The sequence below is a fragment of the Candidatus Formimonas warabiya genome (assembly GCF_002777255.1).
In the GTDB taxonomy this organism is placed as follows: Bacteria; Bacillota; Dehalobacteriia; order Dehalobacteriales; family Dehalobacteriaceae; genus Formimonas; species Formimonas warabiya.
In genome coordinates, this window is the sequence record NZ_CP017634.1 from 4,164,434 (window position 1) to 4,183,356 (window position 18,923).

The 18,923-nt window shown below is 48.0% G+C and carries 18 protein-coding genes; 8 read left to right on the forward strand and 10 right to left on the reverse strand.

Translation table 11 applies throughout. The features are described 5' to 3' along the window. Positions 1-23 precede the first annotated feature (23 nt). The 3 genes from DCMF_RS18915 to DCMF_RS18925 all read right to left on the reverse strand — a co-directional run bounded on the left by DCMF_RS18915 (position 24) and on the right by DCMF_RS18925 (position 2,878). Positions 24-308 carry a late competence development ComFB family protein gene (locus DCMF_RS18915; protein ID WP_148135860.1) on the reverse strand — a complete coding sequence of 95 codons (285 nt, stop codon included), beginning with the start codon at positions 306-308 and terminating at the stop codon, positions 24-26. 282 nt (positions 309-590) lie between these two features. Continuing rightward, complete coding sequence (def, locus tag DCMF_RS18920) at positions 591-1,109, reverse strand: peptide deformylase (protein ID WP_148135861.1); 519 nt, start codon at positions 1,107-1,109, stop codon at positions 591-593. Between the two features lie 179 nt (positions 1,110-1,288). Next, complete coding sequence (locus DCMF_RS18925) at positions 1,289-2,878, reverse strand: methyl-accepting chemotaxis protein (RefSeq protein WP_148135862.1); 1,590 nt, start codon at positions 2,876-2,878, stop codon at positions 1,289-1,291. 292 nt (positions 2,879-3,170) lie between these two features. Between DCMF_RS18925 and DCMF_RS18930 the strand changes: the two genes are divergently transcribed. After that, entirely contained in the window at positions 3,171-3,722 is a 552-nt protein-coding gene (locus DCMF_RS18930) for a flavodoxin family protein (protein ID WP_148135863.1), read from the forward strand. A 203-nt stretch (positions 3,723-3,925) separates the two neighbouring features. Here DCMF_RS18930 and DCMF_RS18935 read toward each other — a convergent pair whose 3' ends face one another. Beyond that, on the reverse strand, positions 3,926-5,515 hold the full coding sequence (locus DCMF_RS18935) for a methyl-accepting chemotaxis protein (protein ID WP_148135864.1): 1,590 nt from the start codon (positions 5,513-5,515) through the stop codon (positions 3,926-3,928). Positions 5,516-5,978: 463 nt separating this feature from the next. Here DCMF_RS18935 and DCMF_RS18940 point away from each other — a divergent pair, with 463 nt between their 5' ends. The 4 genes from DCMF_RS18940 to DCMF_RS18955 all read left to right on the forward strand — a co-directional run bounded on the left by DCMF_RS18940 (position 5,979) and on the right by DCMF_RS18955 (position 8,498). Then, positions 5,979-6,845: a nitroreductase family protein gene (locus tag DCMF_RS18940; RefSeq protein WP_335582356.1), complete on the forward strand. Its 867-nt coding sequence runs from the start codon at positions 5,979-5,981 to the stop codon at positions 6,843-6,845. Positions 6,846-6,899: 54 nt separating this feature from the next. After that, entirely contained in the window at positions 6,900-7,262 is a 363-nt protein-coding gene (locus DCMF_RS18945; RefSeq protein WP_148135865.1) for a VOC family protein, read from the forward strand. Between the two features lie 305 nt (positions 7,263-7,567). Next, entirely contained in the window at positions 7,568-7,909 is a 342-nt protein-coding gene (locus tag DCMF_RS18950) for a PadR family transcriptional regulator (RefSeq protein ID WP_148135866.1), read from the forward strand. Beyond that, the gene (locus DCMF_RS18955; RefSeq protein WP_148135867.1) at positions 7,902-8,498 is read left to right on the forward strand and encodes a hypothetical protein; all 597 of its coding nucleotides are present in this window, start codon (positions 7,902-7,904) and stop codon (positions 8,496-8,498) included. The genes DCMF_RS18950 and DCMF_RS18955 overlap by 8 nt, the downstream gene beginning before the upstream one ends. A gap of 75 nt (positions 8,499-8,573) precedes the next feature. Here DCMF_RS18955 and DCMF_RS18960 read toward each other — a convergent pair whose 3' ends face one another. Further along, complete coding sequence (locus DCMF_RS18960) at positions 8,574-10,379, reverse strand: DUF4153 domain-containing protein (RefSeq protein WP_214658731.1); 1,806 nt, start codon at positions 10,377-10,379, stop codon at positions 8,574-8,576. Positions 10,380-10,563: 184 nt separating this feature from the next. Continuing rightward, positions 10,564-11,523: an ABC transporter substrate-binding protein gene (locus tag DCMF_RS18965; RefSeq protein ID WP_148135869.1), complete on the reverse strand. Its 960-nt coding sequence runs from the start codon at positions 11,521-11,523 to the stop codon at positions 10,564-10,566. Positions 11,524-11,723: 200 nt separating this feature from the next. Here DCMF_RS18965 and DCMF_RS18970 point away from each other — a divergent pair, with 200 nt between their 5' ends. Continuing rightward, the gene (locus tag DCMF_RS18970; RefSeq protein ID WP_148135870.1) at positions 11,724-12,632 is read left to right on the forward strand and encodes a 1,4-dihydroxy-2-naphthoate polyprenyltransferase; all 909 of its coding nucleotides are present in this window, start codon (positions 11,724-11,726) and stop codon (positions 12,630-12,632) included. Between the two features lie 8 nt (positions 12,633-12,640). Here DCMF_RS18970 and DCMF_RS18975 read toward each other — a convergent pair whose 3' ends face one another. The 4 genes from DCMF_RS18975 to DCMF_RS18990 all read right to left on the reverse strand — a co-directional run bounded on the left by DCMF_RS18975 (position 12,641) and on the right by DCMF_RS18990 (position 15,845). Beyond that, on the reverse strand, positions 12,641-13,399 hold the full coding sequence (locus DCMF_RS18975; RefSeq protein ID WP_148135871.1) for an ABC transporter permease: 759 nt from the start codon (positions 13,397-13,399) through the stop codon (positions 12,641-12,643). Beyond that, positions 13,383-14,156, reverse strand: coding sequence for an ABC transporter ATP-binding protein (locus DCMF_RS18980; RefSeq protein WP_148135872.1), 774 nt, complete (start codon positions 14,154-14,156; stop codon positions 13,383-13,385). The genes DCMF_RS18975 and DCMF_RS18980 overlap by 17 nt, the downstream gene beginning before the upstream one ends. Before the next feature lie 77 nt (positions 14,157-14,233). Next, a complete protein-coding gene (locus DCMF_RS18985; protein WP_148135873.1) occupies positions 14,234-14,845 on the reverse strand; it encodes a TetR/AcrR family transcriptional regulator in 612 nt (203 codons plus the stop codon). A gap of 109 nt (positions 14,846-14,954) precedes the next feature. Continuing rightward, positions 14,955-15,845, reverse strand: a complete 891-nt coding sequence (locus DCMF_RS18990; RefSeq protein ID WP_148135874.1) for a DMT family transporter — start codon at positions 15,843-15,845, stop codon at positions 14,955-14,957. Positions 15,846-15,983: 138 nt separating this feature from the next. Here DCMF_RS18990 and DCMF_RS18995 point away from each other — a divergent pair, with 138 nt between their 5' ends. Together DCMF_RS18995 and DCMF_RS19000 are read left to right on the forward strand one after the other, a co-directional pair. Then, positions 15,984-17,192, forward strand: a complete 1,209-nt coding sequence (locus DCMF_RS18995; RefSeq protein WP_148135875.1) for an MFS transporter — start codon at positions 15,984-15,986, stop codon at positions 17,190-17,192. A 299-nt stretch (positions 17,193-17,491) separates the two neighbouring features. After that, on the forward strand, positions 17,492-18,919 hold the full coding sequence (locus DCMF_RS19000; RefSeq protein ID WP_148135876.1) for a Sapep family Mn(2+)-dependent dipeptidase: 1,428 nt from the start codon (positions 17,492-17,494) through the stop codon (positions 18,917-18,919). Positions 18,920-18,923 lie beyond the last annotated feature (4 nt).

An 18,923-nucleotide genomic window follows, 5' to 3' on the forward strand; every position in this document is an offset into this window, starting at 1 on the left:
CAAAAGGATAGGGCTAAGATTGTTTAGGCATTGTTTTCATGTTTCGGGTGTTTCAGAACTGCTTCCACAGCTTTGGTCAGCTCCATCAGAACACTCACGGTGAATTGGGGCAAATCTAATGTTTTGGAAATGATTTCACCGTTTGTTCTCACCACATATTTGGGAGTCAGGGACTTTAATGCCAAAGCGGCGATATCGGCCAGGCAGGTGTCACATTTACAGGCGTGGGGATATTTCTTCATCACTTCCGGCAGCAATTCCCAAACATAGTCTTCCATGACATTTTTCACTTCTTTATGCCGCGCCATTTCACAACATCTCCCTTAAAAATGTTACTTACAAATTCAACTTTTTCCCACTTATTCCTGCAAAAACCGGGGGAAATCTAAAATTTTCAGAACCATTTGACCCCGTCATCCGGACAGAATCCCATGGGCATTCTTGTGCACCGCCGGCTCCGGTGCGTCCCAATGACCGAATCCGGGAAGATTTTGAAGAGGCGGCATGGGTTCTTTTTCCAAAGGGGACAGGGGCATACCGGTACTGAAGGTGGCCCGGCCCCCTGAAGTCGGCTCAGGGGGCCGGTGGGATTACAAATTCTTTTTGGAAAACTGAATTACCTGAAGCACATCCAAGGGTTCCTCCGTCAGTTCATGGAAAAGCTTGCCGGCTGGTACATGGTCAATAAATAAAACGCCGTCCAGGTGTTCAATCTCATGCTGCAGGCAGACGGCAAGAAATCCCTTTGCTTCAAGGGTCCTTTCTTTCCCGGATCTGTCCAGGGTTTTTACCATCACATAATCTGCTCTTTTCACTTCCCCGACCAGCCCCGGCATGGATAAACAGGCTTCCTGACCGGTCTGTTCTCCGGACTTTTTGATAATTTGAGGATTGATTAATTCCGTTAAGCCGTCGCCGCAATCTAATACGGCCAGTCTTTTGGCGATTCCTACCTGGGGTGCGGCCAATCCGGCCCGGTTTGGCCCTGCGTAAAGGGTATCGGCCAAATCATCAAGAAGCTTTAGCACCTGGGGGGTAATCTTTTTTATGGGTTGACAAATTTCACGGAGAATCGGGTCTCCTATTTTGATTATGCGCCGCCCTGCCATCTGAACCCACCTTCCCTTAATTCTTCAAATAAAAAAATCTATTTTAAGTATAAGAGTTTATTCCCTAATTGTAAACTTATGGATTTTTTCCTTGATCCTTCATCACCCTTAAAATAACAATGCCATCACCGTTCTTTCCCTGGTGATGGCATGAGAATTTTTCATGGTCCTAGAAGTCCCTAGATTTTAAATTGAGAAACAGACCTTTGCAGCATCTCAGCAATATTGGCAAGTTCTTGGGTAGAGCTGGCCACTTGCTGGATGGTGGAGGCTATTTGTTCATTGTTTGCCGATAGCTGCTGGGTTCCTTCACTTGTCTGTTTGGCGCCCAGTGAGATCTCTTCGATGAACTTAATATTGTGGTGAATGGCTTCAATGATATTTTCCAGAGCCGTTCCGGCCTCCGAGGCCAAATGTACCCCTTCATTTACATCTGCCGCACCCTGAGCAATGGCTTTCATAGCCAGTTCAACCCCTGACTGAATTTGGGTAATAAGCTGGCCGATTTCTTTGGCTGCGGCTGCCGATTGTTCCGCAAGTTTCCGCACCTCTTCCGCCACTACAGCGAAGCCTCGTCCGTGTTCCCCCGCTCTAGCCGCTTCAATTGCCGCATTTAGGGCCAAAAGATTGGTCTGATCGGCAATACCGGTAATGACGTTGGTGATATTTCCTACTTGTGCGGAGAGGCCGCCAAGGTTCTGAATGGAGCTATTTACCTGATCGGTGGACTGAGAAATGGCCGTGATTTTCTCGATGGTTTTTCCTACTATTTTGCCCCCCGACTCGGCCACTCCAATTACTTTATTGGACTCTGCAGCAGTTGCGGTGGCATTCTCCATACTATTATCCGCCATTGCAGCAACTTCGTTTGTGGTGCTTGCTGCTTCTTCCATGGTGGCGCTTACTTCTTCCGCAGAAGCGGCCAGCTCTTCGCTGTGGGCGGCCAGGGTCTGGGAATGGGCGGCAACATCGGCAATCAAATGCCGTAGTTGAGATGCCATGCCATTTAAGGACCGGGCCAGATCGCCCACTTCATCGGCGGATTTTACCTTAATTTCCTCCGTAAAATTACCCAGGGCAAACTGATTGGCGCCGTTCACCATGTTCAGAATGGGATTTTTTATGGACCGGGCCAGGAATATACTTAAGCCGATGCCCAGGATCATGGCCAAAATACTGATCAGGATGGCAACAAAAATTGCTTTGGAAACGTATTGTTTTGTCGCAGTGATGGATTGATCGAATTCCTTCGTGTCCAGGTCGACTAACTCTTGAAGACTCTCTGTCAGCTGATTTGTAATGGGTAATAGGGTACCGGCGATCTGGAGGACCTCTTTTTGGGCTTCTTGCATGCTTTGGAGATCGGGAGATGCAAGCTGAGTTTCAATGGCAGGAATCAGATCGTCCGTAATGCCTTTGTGATAGCTGTCTGTTGTGGCGATAAGCTTTTTAACCTCTGCTTTATGATCTGCTTCTGTGATATCCTGCAACTCCTGTTCCATTTCGAGCACGGTATTCATTTCTTTGTTGTAGGTATCCTTAAAAGTATCCTGTCCATAGGCCACATAACCGCGAATATTGGATACTGCGTTGTAAAAATGAACTTCGATATCTTTCTCAAGGGTAAGGCTTTCATTTGCCACGGTAATTGTCGCAATATTTTTTTCCGTTGACTTTGACGAAAGGATAGAGTTTACACTGATGATACCCAATAATAGTAATATGAGGGAAAACCCTAACCATATTTTTACGCCGATTTTTAGCCTCATTGTATCGCCTCCTATGCCATTTTAAGTTGCTGTTTTAAGTCTTAATCCATTATGATACCCTTGAGGACACTCACCTCCATCTGTTTACAAATTAACCTGTATAAATTTGGATCCTGCTGGAATATTTTTCTTTATTTCGACACATTTAGACATTTTTCCTTCAATTTCGAACAAATATTCTTAATTTTGACATTCCCGATCGATAAAAATTAAACGTTTGGAAGGACTATCAAAAGGAAATTATGGTAAATTGCAGAAAATATAAGTAGGTTCACCGAGGAGGGATAGGGGAATGAACATTTTGGCGGTTCAAGGAAGCCCTAAAAGAAATGGCAATACAGCGGCTCTTTTGCATCATTTTCTCAAAGCAATGGAGGAAGATAAAAATGTGAAAATAGAACAGATCTACCTCGCCTCAAAAAATATTAAGCCGTGCATGGGGTGCGGGAAGTGCAAAAAAGCCTCTCAAGGGTGTGTGATGAAAGACGATATGCGGGAGATTTACTCAAGTCTTTTGGCGGCAGATGTGCTTGTGCTGGCATCACCCATTTACTGGTTCAATGTGACTGCGCAGACCAAGCCTTTTTTGGATAGGATTTATGGCCTTCCAGACTATGAAAATGTGTTACAAGGGAAAAAATTTGTCCTCTTAATGACTTATTTTGACCCGGACCCCAATATTGGAGCCCGAATTACGACGGACATGATGAAAGAAGCCTGTGCTTACGTAAAGATGGATTTTGCCAAAGTCTTGGGAGTTTGTACCGGCACTGTTTCCGTACAGGAGAATTTTCCAGCTCAAGCAGAGGCCTATCATTTAGGAAAAGCTCTTTTGGAGGAGTGAATCCGGTAAGTACGGGGATAATAATAAAGTATCCCTATTTGTTTTTGGGGAAGCTGTGATGATGGGGAATCGGGAATCATTATTAAAAAGCCTATTATGGAGTTGATCAAAAAGAGGCCTCTGGCCTAAACCAAGGGGACGGGTCCTCTGGTCGCGTAAGCGGCAAAGGGCCCGTCCCCTTGGTTCCCCTGAAAGCCTGGTCCCTAGATTTTAAATTGGGAAACAGACCTTTGCAGCATCTCTGCAATATTGGCAAGTTCTTGGGTAGAGCTGGCCACTTGCTGGATGGTGGAGGCTATTTGTTCATTGTTTGCCGATAGCTGCTGGGTTCCTTCACTTGTCTGTTTGGCACCCAGTGAGATCTCTTCGATGAACTTAATATTGTGGTAAATGGTGTCAATGATATTTTCCAGAGCCGTTCCGGCTTCCGAGGCCAAATGCACCCCTTCATTCACATCTGCCGCACCTTGAGCAATGGCTTCCATGGCCAATTCAACACCTGACTGAATCTGGGTGATGAGCTGGCCTATTTCTTTGGCCGCAGCTGCCGACTGTTCTGCAAGTTTCCGCACCTCATCCGCCACTACGGCGAAGCCTCGTCCGTGCTCCCCCGCTCTGGCCGCTTCGATTGCCGCATTTAGGGCCAAAAGATTGGTCTGATCGGCAATACCGGTAATGACATCGGTGATATTCCCTACTTGTGCGGAGAGGCCGCCAAGGTTCTGAATGGAACTATTTACCTGATCGGTGGATTGAGAAATGGCCGTGATTTTCTCTGCGGTCTTTCTTACTATTTTGCCCCCCGACTCGGCCACTTCAATTACTTTATGGGACTCTGACGCGGTTACGGTGGCATTTTCCATACTATTCTCCGCCATTGCAGCGACTTCGGTTGTGGTACTTGCTGTTTCTTCCATGGTGGCGCTTACTTCTTCCGCAGAAGCGGCCAGTTCTTCGCTGTGGGCGGCCAGGGCCTGGGAATGGGCAGCAACATCGGCCATCAAATGCCGCAGTTGGGATGCCATGCCATTTAAGGACCGGGCCAGATCGCCTACTTCATCAGTGGATTTTACCCTAATTTCCTCCGTAAAATTACCCAGAGCAAACTGATTGGCGCCGTTCACCATGCTTAGAATGGGATTTTTTAGGGATCGGGCCAGGAATATACTTAAGCCGATGCCCAGGATCATGGCCAGAATACTGATCAGGATGGCAACAAAAATTACTTTGGAGACATATTGTTTTGTCGCAGTGATGGATTCATTGAATTCCTTTGTGTCCAGGGCGACTAATTCTTGAAGACTCTCTGTCAGCTGGTTTGTAATGAGTAACATGGTACCGGCTAGCTGGAGGACCTCTTTTTGGGCTTCTTGCATACTTTGGAAATCAGGAGATGCAAGCTGAGTTTCAATGGCAGGAATCAGATCGTCCGTAATGCCTTTGTGATAGCTGTCTGTTGTGGCGATAAGCTTTTTAACCTCTGCTTTATGATCTGCTTCCATCAGATTATACAACTTCTTTTCCAGTTCGAGCACGGTATTCATTTCTTTGTTGTAGGTATCCTTAAAAGTACTCTGTCCATAGGCTATATAACCGCGAATATTTGATACCGCGTTGTAAAAATGAACCGCAATATCTTTCTCAAGGGTAAGGCTTTCATTTGCCACGGTAATTGTCGCAATATTTTTTTCCGTTAACTTTGACGAAAGGATAGAGTTTACACTGATAATAGCCAATAGTAGCAATATAAGGGAAAACCCTAGCCATATTTTTACGCCGATTTTTAGCTTCATGGTATCGCCTCCTCTGATATTTTCAGTCTTCATTGATTTTACCCTCGAGAAAATACTCACCTCCATCTGTTCATGAATAATGAAGTCGGTTTCATTTTGCCTATAGATTATGGATACATGGATACTTGGATATTTTTCTTAATTTCAACACATTTAAACAGTTTTCCTGCTTTTTTGCAAAACAAATATTCTTAATTTGGATATTTCCTGATCGATAAAAATTAATCACCGGAAAGGGCTATCAAAAGGAAATTCTGGTAAATTGCAGAAAGTATACACGTAAAGATGGATTTTACCAAAGTCTTGGGAGTTTGTACCGGCACTGTTTCCGTTTCCGTACAGGAGAATTTTCCAGCCCAAGCAGGGGCCTATAATTTAGGAAAAGCTCTTTTGCAGGAGTTAATCCGCTAAGTACGGGGTAATAATAAAGCAGGTATCCATATTTGTTTTTGGGGAGGTTGTGATGATGGGGAATCAGGAATCCCTATTTAAAAAGCCTATTACGGAGGTGATCGAAAAGAGGATCTCTGTCCGGACCTATCTGGAGCAGCCTTTGACACCGGACATAAAGGACCGGCTGCAGGCGGCTTTTTCATCCATAACCGGACCCTTCCGGGTGCCGGTCAGGTTTGTCCTGATGGAAAGTGATCTGGTTTTAAAGGAAGCAAATGTGAGGCTGGGAACCTACGGTGTAATCAAAGGAGCCTCTGCATATGTGGCCGCGGCCGTGAAAAAGGCGGATAGAAACCTGGAGGAATTGGGTTACACTCTGGAAGAACTGATTCTGTATGCCGCATCTTTAGGGTTGGGCACCTGCTGGCTGGGGGGTACCTTTAAAAAAAGCCAGTTTGCCCAAGCCGTAAAATTGAAAAATGACGAAATCCTGCCCTGTGTCACCCCGATAGGATATCCCAGCAGCCGCAAACGTATCCTAGACTCCGTGATGCGGTTTTCCGCCGGGTCCAAAAACAGAAAAGAGTGGAGGGAACTTTTTTTTCTCCATGATTTCGCTACCCCTTTGACCCAAGAGGAGGCGGGAAAATACGCAGTACCTCTGGAAATGCTCCGCCTGGCACCCTCCGCCTCGAATAAACAGCCTTGGCGGATCGTTAAGGATGATCACGGCTATCATTTCTTTCTCCAACACACCAAAGGTTATGCGGAGCACCTGGCCTACGATTTGCAGCGGGTGGACATGGGAATTGCCATGTGCCATTTTGCCTTAACGGCAAAAGAGACCGGTATGGGCGGAAGATGGGAAATGAACGAGCCGGGTATGGGGAATATCCCCCACAACACGGAGTATCTTGTCAGTTGGAGGGAAACTTAATAAAGCGGGATGGGAAAAGGAAAAACAAAAATTTGATGAAGGGGGAAAGTAAGCATGAAATTTTGTTGGACCACATTAAGGGTGAAGAATCTGGAGGAATCTTTAAAATTTTATCAGGAAATTGTTGGCCTGAAAGTGGAAAGAAAATTTTCGGCCGGACCCGGAACGGAGATCGTATTTCTGGGGGACGGGGAAACAAAGGTGGAACTGATCGGTAACGGAACCAATCAAGAAGTAAACATGGGAGAGGATATCTCCCTGGGATTTGAAGTCGGCTCAGTGGATGAAATGTTCAACGTTGTGAAAGAAAAGGGGATCGAGATTCATAGCGGACCGTTTCAGCCCAATCCGCACGTAAAGTTTTTCTTTGTCAGGGATCCCAACGGATTAAAAATTCAATTTGTGGAAAACATGTAGTTCCGTCATAAATTTCAAGCATCTTCTTACGAGAAGATGCTTTTTTCATGCATTGACCCGGGCCAAGTCTCGCGTGGACAATTCAGCATGTGCTTGAAGTCCGGGTTTTTTTATTTTAGTGACTCCCTATGTTTTTACATCGGATCAAAGGCGGCGGCACAAAAAGAAGTTTATTTGGATGAAACTGGAAAGGAAAAATTGGGCCACATACATTGCATTATATAGTATAATATGTTACAATGCATAAAGTAATAATGTATATTGCATAATATAGATAAGAGGGAATAGGAAAGGAGGCAGAAATATTGGAAATCGAGAAGGAAATGCTCAAGGGATACATCGATATCATTATTCTTTCCATGCTTTATGGAGATGACCTGTATGGCTATGAGCTTGGCAAGCGGGTCAAGGAACAAACGCAAAATAATTTTGAGCTTAAAGAGGGCACCTTATATCTTGCCTTCAAACGGTTGGAGCAGAGCGGCCTGATTGAATCCTACTGGGGTGAAGAAAGTATTGGCGGCAGGCGCAAGTATTACCGGCTCCTGCCGGAAGGGCGCAGGCATCTGTCCCAACGCAAGCGGGAATGGGAGCATCTCAAAAGAATTATGGATTTATTTTTGAAAGGAGTAGATATTCATGAGTGAGCATATGCTGGACCGTGAGACGATGCGGAAAATTGATAAGCTGGTGGAGCGCGTGGCCCGAAAAGCAGGTTATTCCGGGCAGGAAGAGATGACCTACAAGGAACACCTTCAGGCTAAGTTCGAGCAACAGCGCGATAAGCTGGAACGAAAATTTCAAAAGTATCGCCACAAATTCAACCTGAAATCGAGAAGAACGGACTTTGCCGAGGAGATTAAAACCTATTTGCGGGACGGACTGGTTGACCTTATGAAAGAAGGCTATTCGGAAGAGGAAGCCCTGAAAATGACCATGGATAAATTCGACGAGGCGGAGCTCAACAGCAGTTTTGAAGAGTTTATGCGGGAATTTGACGGTTTTGGCATGGAGGAATATGTGCAGTTGGATAAGTGGTATCGGGAAAACGGCGATGCCATCGGCCTTTTTTATGGGGCTTTTCTGATCCTGGGGCTTACCCTGGGGGCCTTTTTCGGTTATCTCGGCGGTCATAGCCTGGTAAGTACAGGCATTGGGCTTGCTGTAGGGTGCGGGGCCGGCATCGGTTTAGGACTTTTAAGCAATGGCATCATTGTATTGATCAAAAGGAAATAAGCTTGTTGATAAACCCCCATCTACGTTATGAAGGCCATGGATGGGAATAAACGAAAAGCCCTGAGGGCTTTTCGTTTATTTCACCGTCAGGAAAACTTCTCCTTCCATGTTTTCTATCTTGAGCTGATTATTCTCGGGAATCACTGATCCGTTGATATTGTTAAAGATAATCATGATTTTGAGGGTATCGGTCTCATCGGTGAGAATGGCTCTTTCCGAACTGGAGGAATTGGTGCCGGGCTTCATTCCTCCTTCTATATTGGTGCCATATTTGGCATAGAGGGGCTGAACATAGTTCATTAAATCATATTGGTAGATTCTATCCCCGTTTTTAAACAGGAGCAGGTGATATTGGGGGTCAAGGGCTAACTTCACTTTTCCCTTTTCAGTATCGATTTCTTTTTCATAGATATTCTCGTTGCCGGATGAATAGGTAAAAGCTTCCAAGGGGAAGAAGGTCTCATATCCCGAAATTTTTACAGGCACGGTCCGGTCCCAATTGTAGGAGAAGTAATTCCCCGCTCTGCCGTCCGGGTAAACCTGCTCAAACCCAAAAACATCCTTCATCTGATCCATGGTAAAGTTGGGGGGAAGGTATTTCAGATCACTGAGTTCATGGGACTGGTCAAAGTAGCGCAATACGCCGCTGATTTCCTGCTGGTCCAGGATTTCCACGACACGGTTGTTCTTGACTACTTGACCGTTCTGGATCAGGTCATACTTGGAGGCAATCTGGACAAACCGGTTGCTCTGACTCATTTTGGACACTTCAAAGGCATTCCAGGGCCCGATAACGGTTAAAAGAGCGACCAGGGCCAGGCTGGCCGGAAGCACGGTATTGTTTTTCCCTTTGCTGAAGTTCAGGAAAATCATAATCGCGGTCGCCCATAAACCGATGACCAGGATAAAATACCTGTTTTCCGTAAAGCCGAATTGGCCGATGCGCATGCCGATGGAGATAAACATCATGCCCAGCAGGGGAAAGATTAGTTTAGTAAAGCCCGTGGTAAAGACCTTGACCCATTTGTTCTCCTCCCGAAAGGGCGTGGCCAGAAAGATGGCGGCAATTCCTGCAGCCGTATAGGAAACGACCAGGTAAGAAACAATGCCTTTCGGCCAGACCTGGGTGACGATAATTTTGCTGAAATAGGCATATAAGACAATGGTGTAAATGGTAATGATGGGCAAAACAATATAGAGGAGCATGATTTTGATTACTTTATTGAAATGCTCTCTGGTAAAACTATCCTTCAAGCAGGGCAAATTAGAGAGAAAATGGAGCGGGGCAAAAATTGTCCAGGCTAAAACCCAGGTATCCGCGTAAAGGCGGGAATCCATGCCGCTGTATAGCAGGGATTTGACGGCAAACAGGGTGGCTACCAGCCCTAAAGCCAGCACAACGGTAAAAAAGGCGGTTGTCGCGGCCCCGGTAATAATACTGGTGACATAAATCTCAAAATGATCCCTTTTGGGGAGGTAGGGAATAAAGAAAAAGGACAGGGTCATGGCCAGGGTGAGCAGCAACAGCCGGGTTACCGGGACCATATCGGTATCGGGGAACAAAAACAGGTAGTACAGGTACAGGAAAGCCAGCTCTGCCAGCCAGGTGCCGATCTGGAAGAGAAGATATTTTTCTTTCCCTAACCGCTCCAATAGCAGGGAGACGCTTAAGGAAAAGGGGACACCCAGAGCCAGCACACCGCTGATCCGGTCAAGAATGGTATTGATCTCTTTCAGCTTTTCATAAGGAGTTTCGATGCGATAAATAAGGATGGCCGCAAGCCCCAGAAACATAAGGAGCGGAATGGGAAAGCGGCGGAAAGTCGTGGAGACGGCCTGAAGACCAATTCTGGCATACCTGCGCAAGGCGGGTGTTACCACTTTTACATCACCTCGTTTAAATTTTACCATCAATGATTAAATTATACAGGCTCATCATAAAACCCTTCCCTAAGCGGAAGAAACCGTCAACAACTGCAAAGCAAAATTTTTTCCGCCGTATCATAGACGAAAAGCAAGCGAAGATAGTTCCCCGCTTGCTTTTTTATTTTTCCTTCCTGTCTCTTTACATCTCCTGGACCAGGTTCTCATATGTCAGGTCATTTTTCAGCAGTCCTTTTTGATCCATCCATTTCAGCACATTGTCCACATCTTCCTTCGCAGGAACCTGGGGTTTAGGGTAGTGCTGGATCTGATAGTCTTTGGCAATGGGTTCCGGAACATTTGCGGTCTCCACCATCAGCTGCTGATAATCCGCGGGATGGTTGTTCAAATCATCTACCGCCTTAGCGTAGGCCCGGTAGAAGGATTCCAGGGCCTCCTTCTTTTGGTCCAGGGCTTTCTGTTCAAAGAGCACCACCGCCTGGGACAGGTTCTTTTCCGTATCTTGGGCCAAGATTTTTGCACCTTTAAATTCGGCAAAAGTCACCAGGGGGTCCGGCACTACGATAGCATCAATCTGGTTGCTAAAAAGCATTTCCATGCGTACGGGAATTTTAGGTACGGAGACCTTCTTCACTTCTGAAGGATCGATCTTTCCCGCCTCCAGCAGTCCATCGGTAACATATTCAATAATGGAATTTTGAGAAATTCCTACCTTCTTCCCTTTAAGATCCTGCAAAGTTTTAATATCCGAATTGGGTGCGGCTACAATGGCGAACCGGCCTTCCTCAGGCGTTACCCCGAGGGTCACGGAGGTTATTTTAATATCCAGTCCGGAATCCTTGATCAGGCCGGCCACAATCATGTCCGTGACCATGCCGTCCAGTTCTCCCGACTGCATGGCATTTCCCTGCTCCACCGCGCTTTGAAAAGGGACCAATTCCACGTCCAGATTTTCCTGGGCAAAATAACCGTTTTTCTCTGCCACCACCATCGGCATAATATCTTCGATGGGCAGCACCCCGATTTTCAAATGTTGCGGTTCAGTTTCCTGGGCGGTTTCTTTTACCTGGCCGCATCCGGGCAATATCGCTGCCATAACAAGCAGTGCCAGCACCACCCTGAGCTTTTTAATCAACCCCATTTTTCCCTTCCTCCTAAATACATGCAAATTAAAAGAATGAATTGATATTCATTTTATTAGTGATATCTTAAAATTTCCTTTGAGAAAAGTCAAGAGGTTTGTGCCCGGGGGGGAATGTTTTTCCTTTGTCCTTTTAGGAAGGAATCCGGCAGGAGAACACGAATAACTAAAGAAAAATGTTTTTTTAGGGGATAAATGAGATGTCACAATCAAAAGAGAATTTAAATCGCTTTACCGTCTGGATGCTGGCCATCCGTCCTAAAACCTTGCCTGCTGCCATGGGCCCTGTGATTGTAGGGACGGCGCTGGCGGCAGGAGATCAGGCTTTCCGTTTCGGGCCGGCTCTGGCCGCTTTGCTGGCCGCCCTGCTCTTGCAGATTGGTTCTAATCTGGCCAATGATGTCTTTGATTTCAAAAAAGGAACAGATACCAAAGAAAGAACCGGACCCGTGCGAGTGACCCAAGCAGGCCTCCTCACTCCCCGCCAGGTCATGGGGGGAATGTGGGCAGTCTTCGTCCTGGCCTTTTTGATCGGCACCTATCTGATCTGGGTGGGGGGATGGCCCATTCTGGTGGTAGGGGTTTCCGCCATTATTTCGGCCATCGCTTACACCGGCGGCCCGTTTCCCTTGGGCTACCACGGGCTGGGCGAGATTTTTGTCTTTATATTCTTTGGACCGGTGGCCGTCTGCGGCACCTATTATGTTCAGGCAGGCTCCGTCAGCACTGCCGCCTGGTGCGCTTCACTGCCGGTGGGATTATTGATTTCCGCCGTCCTGGTGGTGAACAATTTCCGGGACCTGGAAACGGATCAAAAAACGGGGAAAAGGACTTTAGCCGTTCGCCTGGGCCCGGGCCATGCCCAAATGGAATATGTTCTCTTGCTGGCCAGTTCTTTGCTGATTCCCTTGCTGATGTGGCTCACCGGCCAGTCTTCCCTGTGGATTCTCCTGTCCTGGTTTTCCCTGCCCCTGGTTCCTCCCTTAATCGGTGATATCCGGACCAAAAGGGGCGTCCCCCTTAATGCCACTTTGGCAGGGACCGCCCGTCTTTCCTTAGTATTCAGCATCCTGTTTTCCTTTGGTTATCTGCTGGACAAGGGAATCTGACGGGAACCCTAAAGATGCATCCAGGTACAGACCATTTTTTCCGCTTTATCCAGCAGGAGATAGAGAAAAAATCCCATCAACCCCATGGCAATGATGCCGGCGAACATTTCTTCGTAATTCATCCGGCTCAGGGAATCCATGATAAAAAAACCGATTCCGGTCTGGGTGGCATAGGTCTCGGCGAGAAAAAGCACCGCCATGGCTGTGCCCAGCCCCAAGCGCAGGGCCGTAAGGATGGCGGGCAGGCACCCGGGAAAATAGACGTGGCGGTACAGGTCCCAGGGCCTGGCGCCCAGAGACAGAACCGAAGCAAGATACCCTTTTTCCAGGTTTTTCGCTGCGTCCCGGGTAGTCACCAGGATTTGGTAAAAGGTAATCAGGGTAATCAAAACGATTTTGGACAGGTCACCGATGCCGAGAAGAATTAAGAGAATCGGCATAAATACCACTTTAGGAACCGGGTAAGTTAAATAGATCATAGGGGCAACTTTGGCGTCTATGCCTGGGTTCTTGCCCAGAAAAATACCCAGGGGCACCGCCAGGACCGTGGCCAGAACCAAGCTGGCCAGCACCCGGTACAGGCTTACGATCAGGTGGAGGGAAAGATCCCCCTGCATACTGGTGAGAAAGCTTTTCAAAGCCGCCAAAGGGGCGGGGACCGCCGCGCTTTTTAAAACGAAGGAGAGCAGCCACCAGATGAGGAGGAGAAGAATGGATGAGGAAAGAAGAGACCACAGTCCCCGGGTTTTTTTAAGCACCTGCCGCATTATTTTCCCTCCTGTGCAGGAATGAGCGGAGGTAGCTGCACATTTCCAGAAATTGCACCCGTCCCCTCAGGTGACCCTCTCCTGCCATGGTATTTTCTACTTCCTCTTGGATCCGTCCCGGGCCGGAAGACATGACAAAGATTTTTTGGCCCAGAAAGACGGCTTCTTCGATGTTGTGGGTGATGAGCAAAGTGCTGAGCCGGGTTTCTTCCCAGATCTCCAGGAGAAAATCCTGAATTTCTTCCCGGGTTAAGGCATCCAGGGAAGAAAAAGGCTCGTCCATTAAAAGCAGCTTCGGTTCCAGCACCAAGGCCCGGGCAATGGCCACCCGCTGCCTTTGGCCCCCGCTTAATTGGGCGGGATACCTTTTGGCCAGAGAAAAAAGGCCCAGCTTTTCCAGTACCGCCTCTGCTGTTTTTTTGATTTGCCCCGGATTCTTTTTGCGCAGCTGCAGTCCTAAAATCACATTTTCCCACACCGTTTTCCAGGGGAGCAGCCCAAAGTCCTGGAGAATCAAGGCGGTATCGCCTCCTCCCTGGGGTGGGTTGCCGTCGATCAGCACCTGGCCGGAATAATGGGCATTAAGACCGGCTAAAACAGAGATCAGCGTGCTTTTCCCACAGCCGGAAGGACCGATAATCACCCCTCTCTGGCCCCGGGCAAGGGATAAGTCCACGGATTCCAGGGCTCGGACCCTTTCTCCTTTATGCTGGTAATCCACCGATAAAGACCGGATGGACAGATAAGAATCTTTCATTTTCACCATTTCCTTGCACTTTCCGGTGGCGCGCCGTCGTCAGAGGCTTGGCGCAAGCCAAGTTTTCTAGTCCGGAGTTATTTTTGTTTGCCCAAGCCGCGGAGATTGTATGCCATCAGAGTGTCGCAAGCTTCGGCCAAATTTTCCGGTTTCCCTTCCCGGAGCCAGTTGATGATCACCTGGCGGAAGCTGCCCACAAAAGCCATGGCACAGACCAAGGTATCTTCTTCAGGCAGCATCCCCCGGCTTTTTAATTCATCCAGGTCCCCTTTGGTCAGCTTGATCAGCTCGTTTTCGATTTCAATCAGCTTGGCGTTAAAGGCGTTGTTGACGCCCGGCACCTGCACCAAAAGAATTTTGGCCATAGTTTTTTCCCGCATGAAGATGTTCAGGCACGCTTCCATGGAAGCCTGGAGTTTATCATAGTTGTCGGTAAACTTGGCCCGTTCTTTTTTGATATGGTCCAGGAGTTCATGGAACATTTCATCCACAATCATGTTGATCAGGGCTTCTTTATTGGAAAAATAGAGGTAAAAGGTTCCTGTGGCAATTTTCGCCTTCTGGGCCAACGCTTTGATGGACGTACCCTGGTAGCTTTGTTCTGCAAATACCTCCCGGGCTGCCCGGATAATCTCCTTTTTTTTGGACTCTAGTTTTTCCTTTACTCTGTCCGTCTGACGGTATGCCATGGGTGGGACCACCTCGTAAGTGAAAAAGTGAATTTAAGTTCATTTTATATTCAATATTTTATGCTTCTTCCCGGTTTAAGTCAATCATAGGATGGGTGGGTGAAGGGTGCTAAATTTTTGTTTCCCGGTATTTTTCATTTTTTATGGGTAATTGGGGAAGCAAAACGGCGGAAAGAACCAAAAGTGCCCCGATGATTTGCCAGCCTGTGAGCTTTTCGCCAAATACCCAATAGGCAAGGAAAGCTGTACAGGGGGGTTCCAGGGTATTGATGATTGCAGCTAAGGTAGGACCTACCAGGGGCAATCCATAAATTAAGGCGAGGGTAGCGGTGGCAGTGGAAATCAGGCTGAGGCCGGCCAGATAAACCCAGCCGGAAAGAGCAAAATGAAAATCAAGGGCTCCGGAAAAAAGGCCCAGGAAGCCAAAAAACACCGTACTGCCGACAAAAAACCAGGTAATCACGGTTACTTGATGCACGGTCTTTAAGAGTTTCGGTAAGTAAATCATGTAGAGGGCATTGGCCGAGGCTGCTATCAAAGCCAGGACTGCGCCCCACATGTTCAGCTTTTCCCAGGAAGTCCAGAGCAAAAGAATCAAACCGCAGGCGGAGATGACCAGGGCACATATTTTCACCTTGGCTAAGCGTTCCCCGTCTACCAGAAAAGCCAAAAGGCCCGTTAAGACCGGGAAGGCATAAAAAAACATAATGGCCATGGTAGCTGGCAGCAGGGCAAAAGATTGAAAAAGCAAGAGAGCAATGACGACATAAATGCCGAATAAAGGAAGAAAGAGCTTGCGGCTCCCTGGGGGGATGCGCAGGGATGTTCCCGTCACATAGGATACCAGCAAAAGAATAAGTGCGGGCAAAACAAAGCGCAGCGCCAGCACAGTGATTAAATTGACCTGGGCTCCATAGGCCAGCTTGGCAAAAATAGCCTCCGTGGCAAACAAACAGGTTGCCGCCGTTACCAAGAATGCCCCTTTTCGCGCGGAATGCACCTTGCACCACCTCTCCCATCTTTTTTAATTATACGGTTAGCCGGAGAGAAACGCAATTTTAGTTTTATTTTCTACTTGACTTCATATTGATAATCAGGTACGATCCTCCTGTCCGGAAAAAGGATCAGGAGGTTTTTTATGCTTAGTTTGTTTCGCAACCCGATTGTGCAGGCGATTTTATTATCGGAGATTTTTCTCCAAATCGGCATCTGGGTGCGTAATTTTTCCGTGCTTTTGTATGTGGTGGAAATGACGAACGGGGATGCCCTGGCGGTTTCCCTGGTTTCTGTGGCGGAATTTGTGCCGATCTTTGTCTTCTCCTTTATCGGCGGAACCTTTGCCGACCGGTGGCGCCCCAAACGTACCATGGTCTGGTGCGATACCTTAAGTGCGGTGTCGGTATTCGCCGTGCTTTTGACCATGATCTTCGGTTCCTGGAAGGCGGTCTTTTTCGCCACCATGTTCTCGGCCATTTTGTCCCAGTTTTCCATGCCGTCCGGGTTGAAGCTGTTTAAAATTCATGTGCCGGAGGACCAGATTCAGGCCGGCATGTCCATTTACCAGACAGTTTTTGCCTTGTTTATGGTTTTCGGCCCGATTCTGGGCACATTTGTTTACCAGCATTTTGGCATTCAGATTGCCATTGCCGTGATGGGCATCTCGTTCCTGATGTCGGCCGCCGCCCTGTTATGGCGCCTGCCCGGTCATGACCCGGGGGGAGAGGGGGCCGGGGCCACCGTTCTTCAGGATATGGGCGCCGGAATCCGTTATATGCTGTCGAAGAAAGTGCTCACCCTGCTCGGCGCCTGTTTCTTTGCCGCCGGCCTGTCTCTGGGTTTGATCCAACCCTTGGGTGTTTTCCTGATCACGGAAAGGCTGGGCCTGACCCAAGATAATCTGCAGTGGTTGATGACGGTCTACGGCGTCGGCATGATTTTGGGAGGCGGACTGACCATGGCCTTCGCCAAAGCGGTTCCTCCCCAAAGACTGCTGGCTTTCGGTTTGTTCTTCGACGCCCTGGGCATTGGTTTGTCGGGGATATCCACGGTTTGGTGGTTAACATTGGGGGCCCAGTTTTTAAGCGGGCTGGTGCTTCCCTGCATTCAAATCGGCATCAATACCATGATTCTGCAAAACACGGAAAACCAATATATTGGCCGGGTCAACGGCATCCTCAACCCCTTGTTTACCGGGGCCATGGTGGTGACCATGAGCCTGGCCGGCCTGTTGAAAAAAATATCCTCCCTGGTATCTATGTACGAAGGGGCGGCCCTATTGATGATTGTGGCCTTGGTGTGTATCGTGCCCTTGTACCGGATGCCGGTTGTTGCGAAGAATGAAGAGTAAAATTGCCATCCGGAATCGATTTCAGAAGGATGAATAAAAACACCGTCAGAACCCATGATTCTGATGGTGTTTTTGTATTCTATACAATGTGTCCAATGGGGTTTTATGATCACGTAAGTTCCATGATAGCATACAGGTATTTTTAGATATATTTCTTTCCTTTCAGTATCTGATTGAATTATCCAAAGCTGCTAATTTGGCGGGCAGAAATTAACAAAAGTTTGTATAGTAAAAATCTTTCATTAAATGTAGTATTTAGTTAGATAAAGTTATTTTGCATTTTAGGAGGCTTGAGTAAAATGACGGATGAATATGATCGGGACGTCCTTTTCCGCTTTATTGACGATCATGCGGCGCAAATGGCGGCGGATGTCGGGGATCTGGTGCGGGTGCCCAGTGTGTCCAAAGATCTGGGCCAGGTGGCGGAAGCATTGCGTTTGGTCTTGAGCAAAGCAGCCGGTATGGGCTTAAAAGCAGAATCCCTGCTGGATGACCGGGTGGGGCTGGTGGAAATAGGCCAAAGACAAGAGACGGTCGGTGTGCTCGCCCATGTGGATGTAGTGGACGTGGACGGGGATTGGACCGTTCCCCCCTATGGAGGCCTCCTGGTGGACGGGGAGATATGGGGGCGGGGGGCGGTAGACGACAAGGGGCCGTTGGTGGCTGCCCTTTACGCTTTATGGGCCGTAAACAGCCTGCCCTTACCCAAATACAAAAAAGTGCAATTGATTATCGGCACCCAGGAAGAAGTAGCCTGGACCGACATGGAGGACTATACGGGAAGATATCAAACACCGGATTACGGTTTTACACCGGATGGAGAATTTCCCGCCACCAACCGGGAAAAGGGGTATGCCGATATCCGGCTTGATTTTGCCAAAAACGAGGAAGGGGAGAAGAATTTCGAGATCTTAAGCCTGGAGGCGGGGAGTACGGTAAATGCCATTCCGGCCCGGGCCCAGGCTCTGGTCCGGGGAGAACCTGCCCGCATGGAAGGATTTATCACCCATTATCTGGAAAATTACCCTGGAGAAAAAATAATTCTGGAGAAAAAAGAAAATGCCCTTCTCATTACCGCTTACGGGGTTGCCGCCCATTCCTCTGTTCCGGAAAAAGGAAAGAATGCCATTACCCTGCTCTGCCATTTTTTAAACGGTCTTCCCGGGAAAAAAGACGGCTCCTCCCGGCTGATTGCCTTCATCGACCGCTTTTTCCACGGGGACATCTACGGGAAGGCCATCGGCCTGTACAGCCAAAGCGAATATTTGAACGGGGAGTACATTCATCGCAATGTGATTTCACCCACCCTGCTGGAAACGAAAGAGGGGAGCTTTCATGTTACCTTTAACCTGAGAACCTCCTTCGGCACCACCAGGGAAGATATTGAAAAGGCCTTTGCGGCCTTTGCACAGCAATATCACTATACCTGGACCCACTTGAGCTATTATGAGCCGATTTATGTCAGCAAGGACATGCCTTTTCTCAAAGTCTTAGGAGAAGCCTATGAGGAGATCACGGGCCTGTGCAGCGAACCGGCCCTGGCCCACGGCACCTCTTATGCCAAGGCGATGCCCAATACCGTGGCTTGGGGGCCTGTTTTCCCCGGTCAGGAAGATTTCTGTCACGGGGCGGACGAAAGAATCTCCCTGGCATCTCTGGTGACAGCGGCCAAAATCTATGCCAGGGCTTTGGCGGACCTGGTCTTTTCCCCAAATTCGTTTAAATAATCCG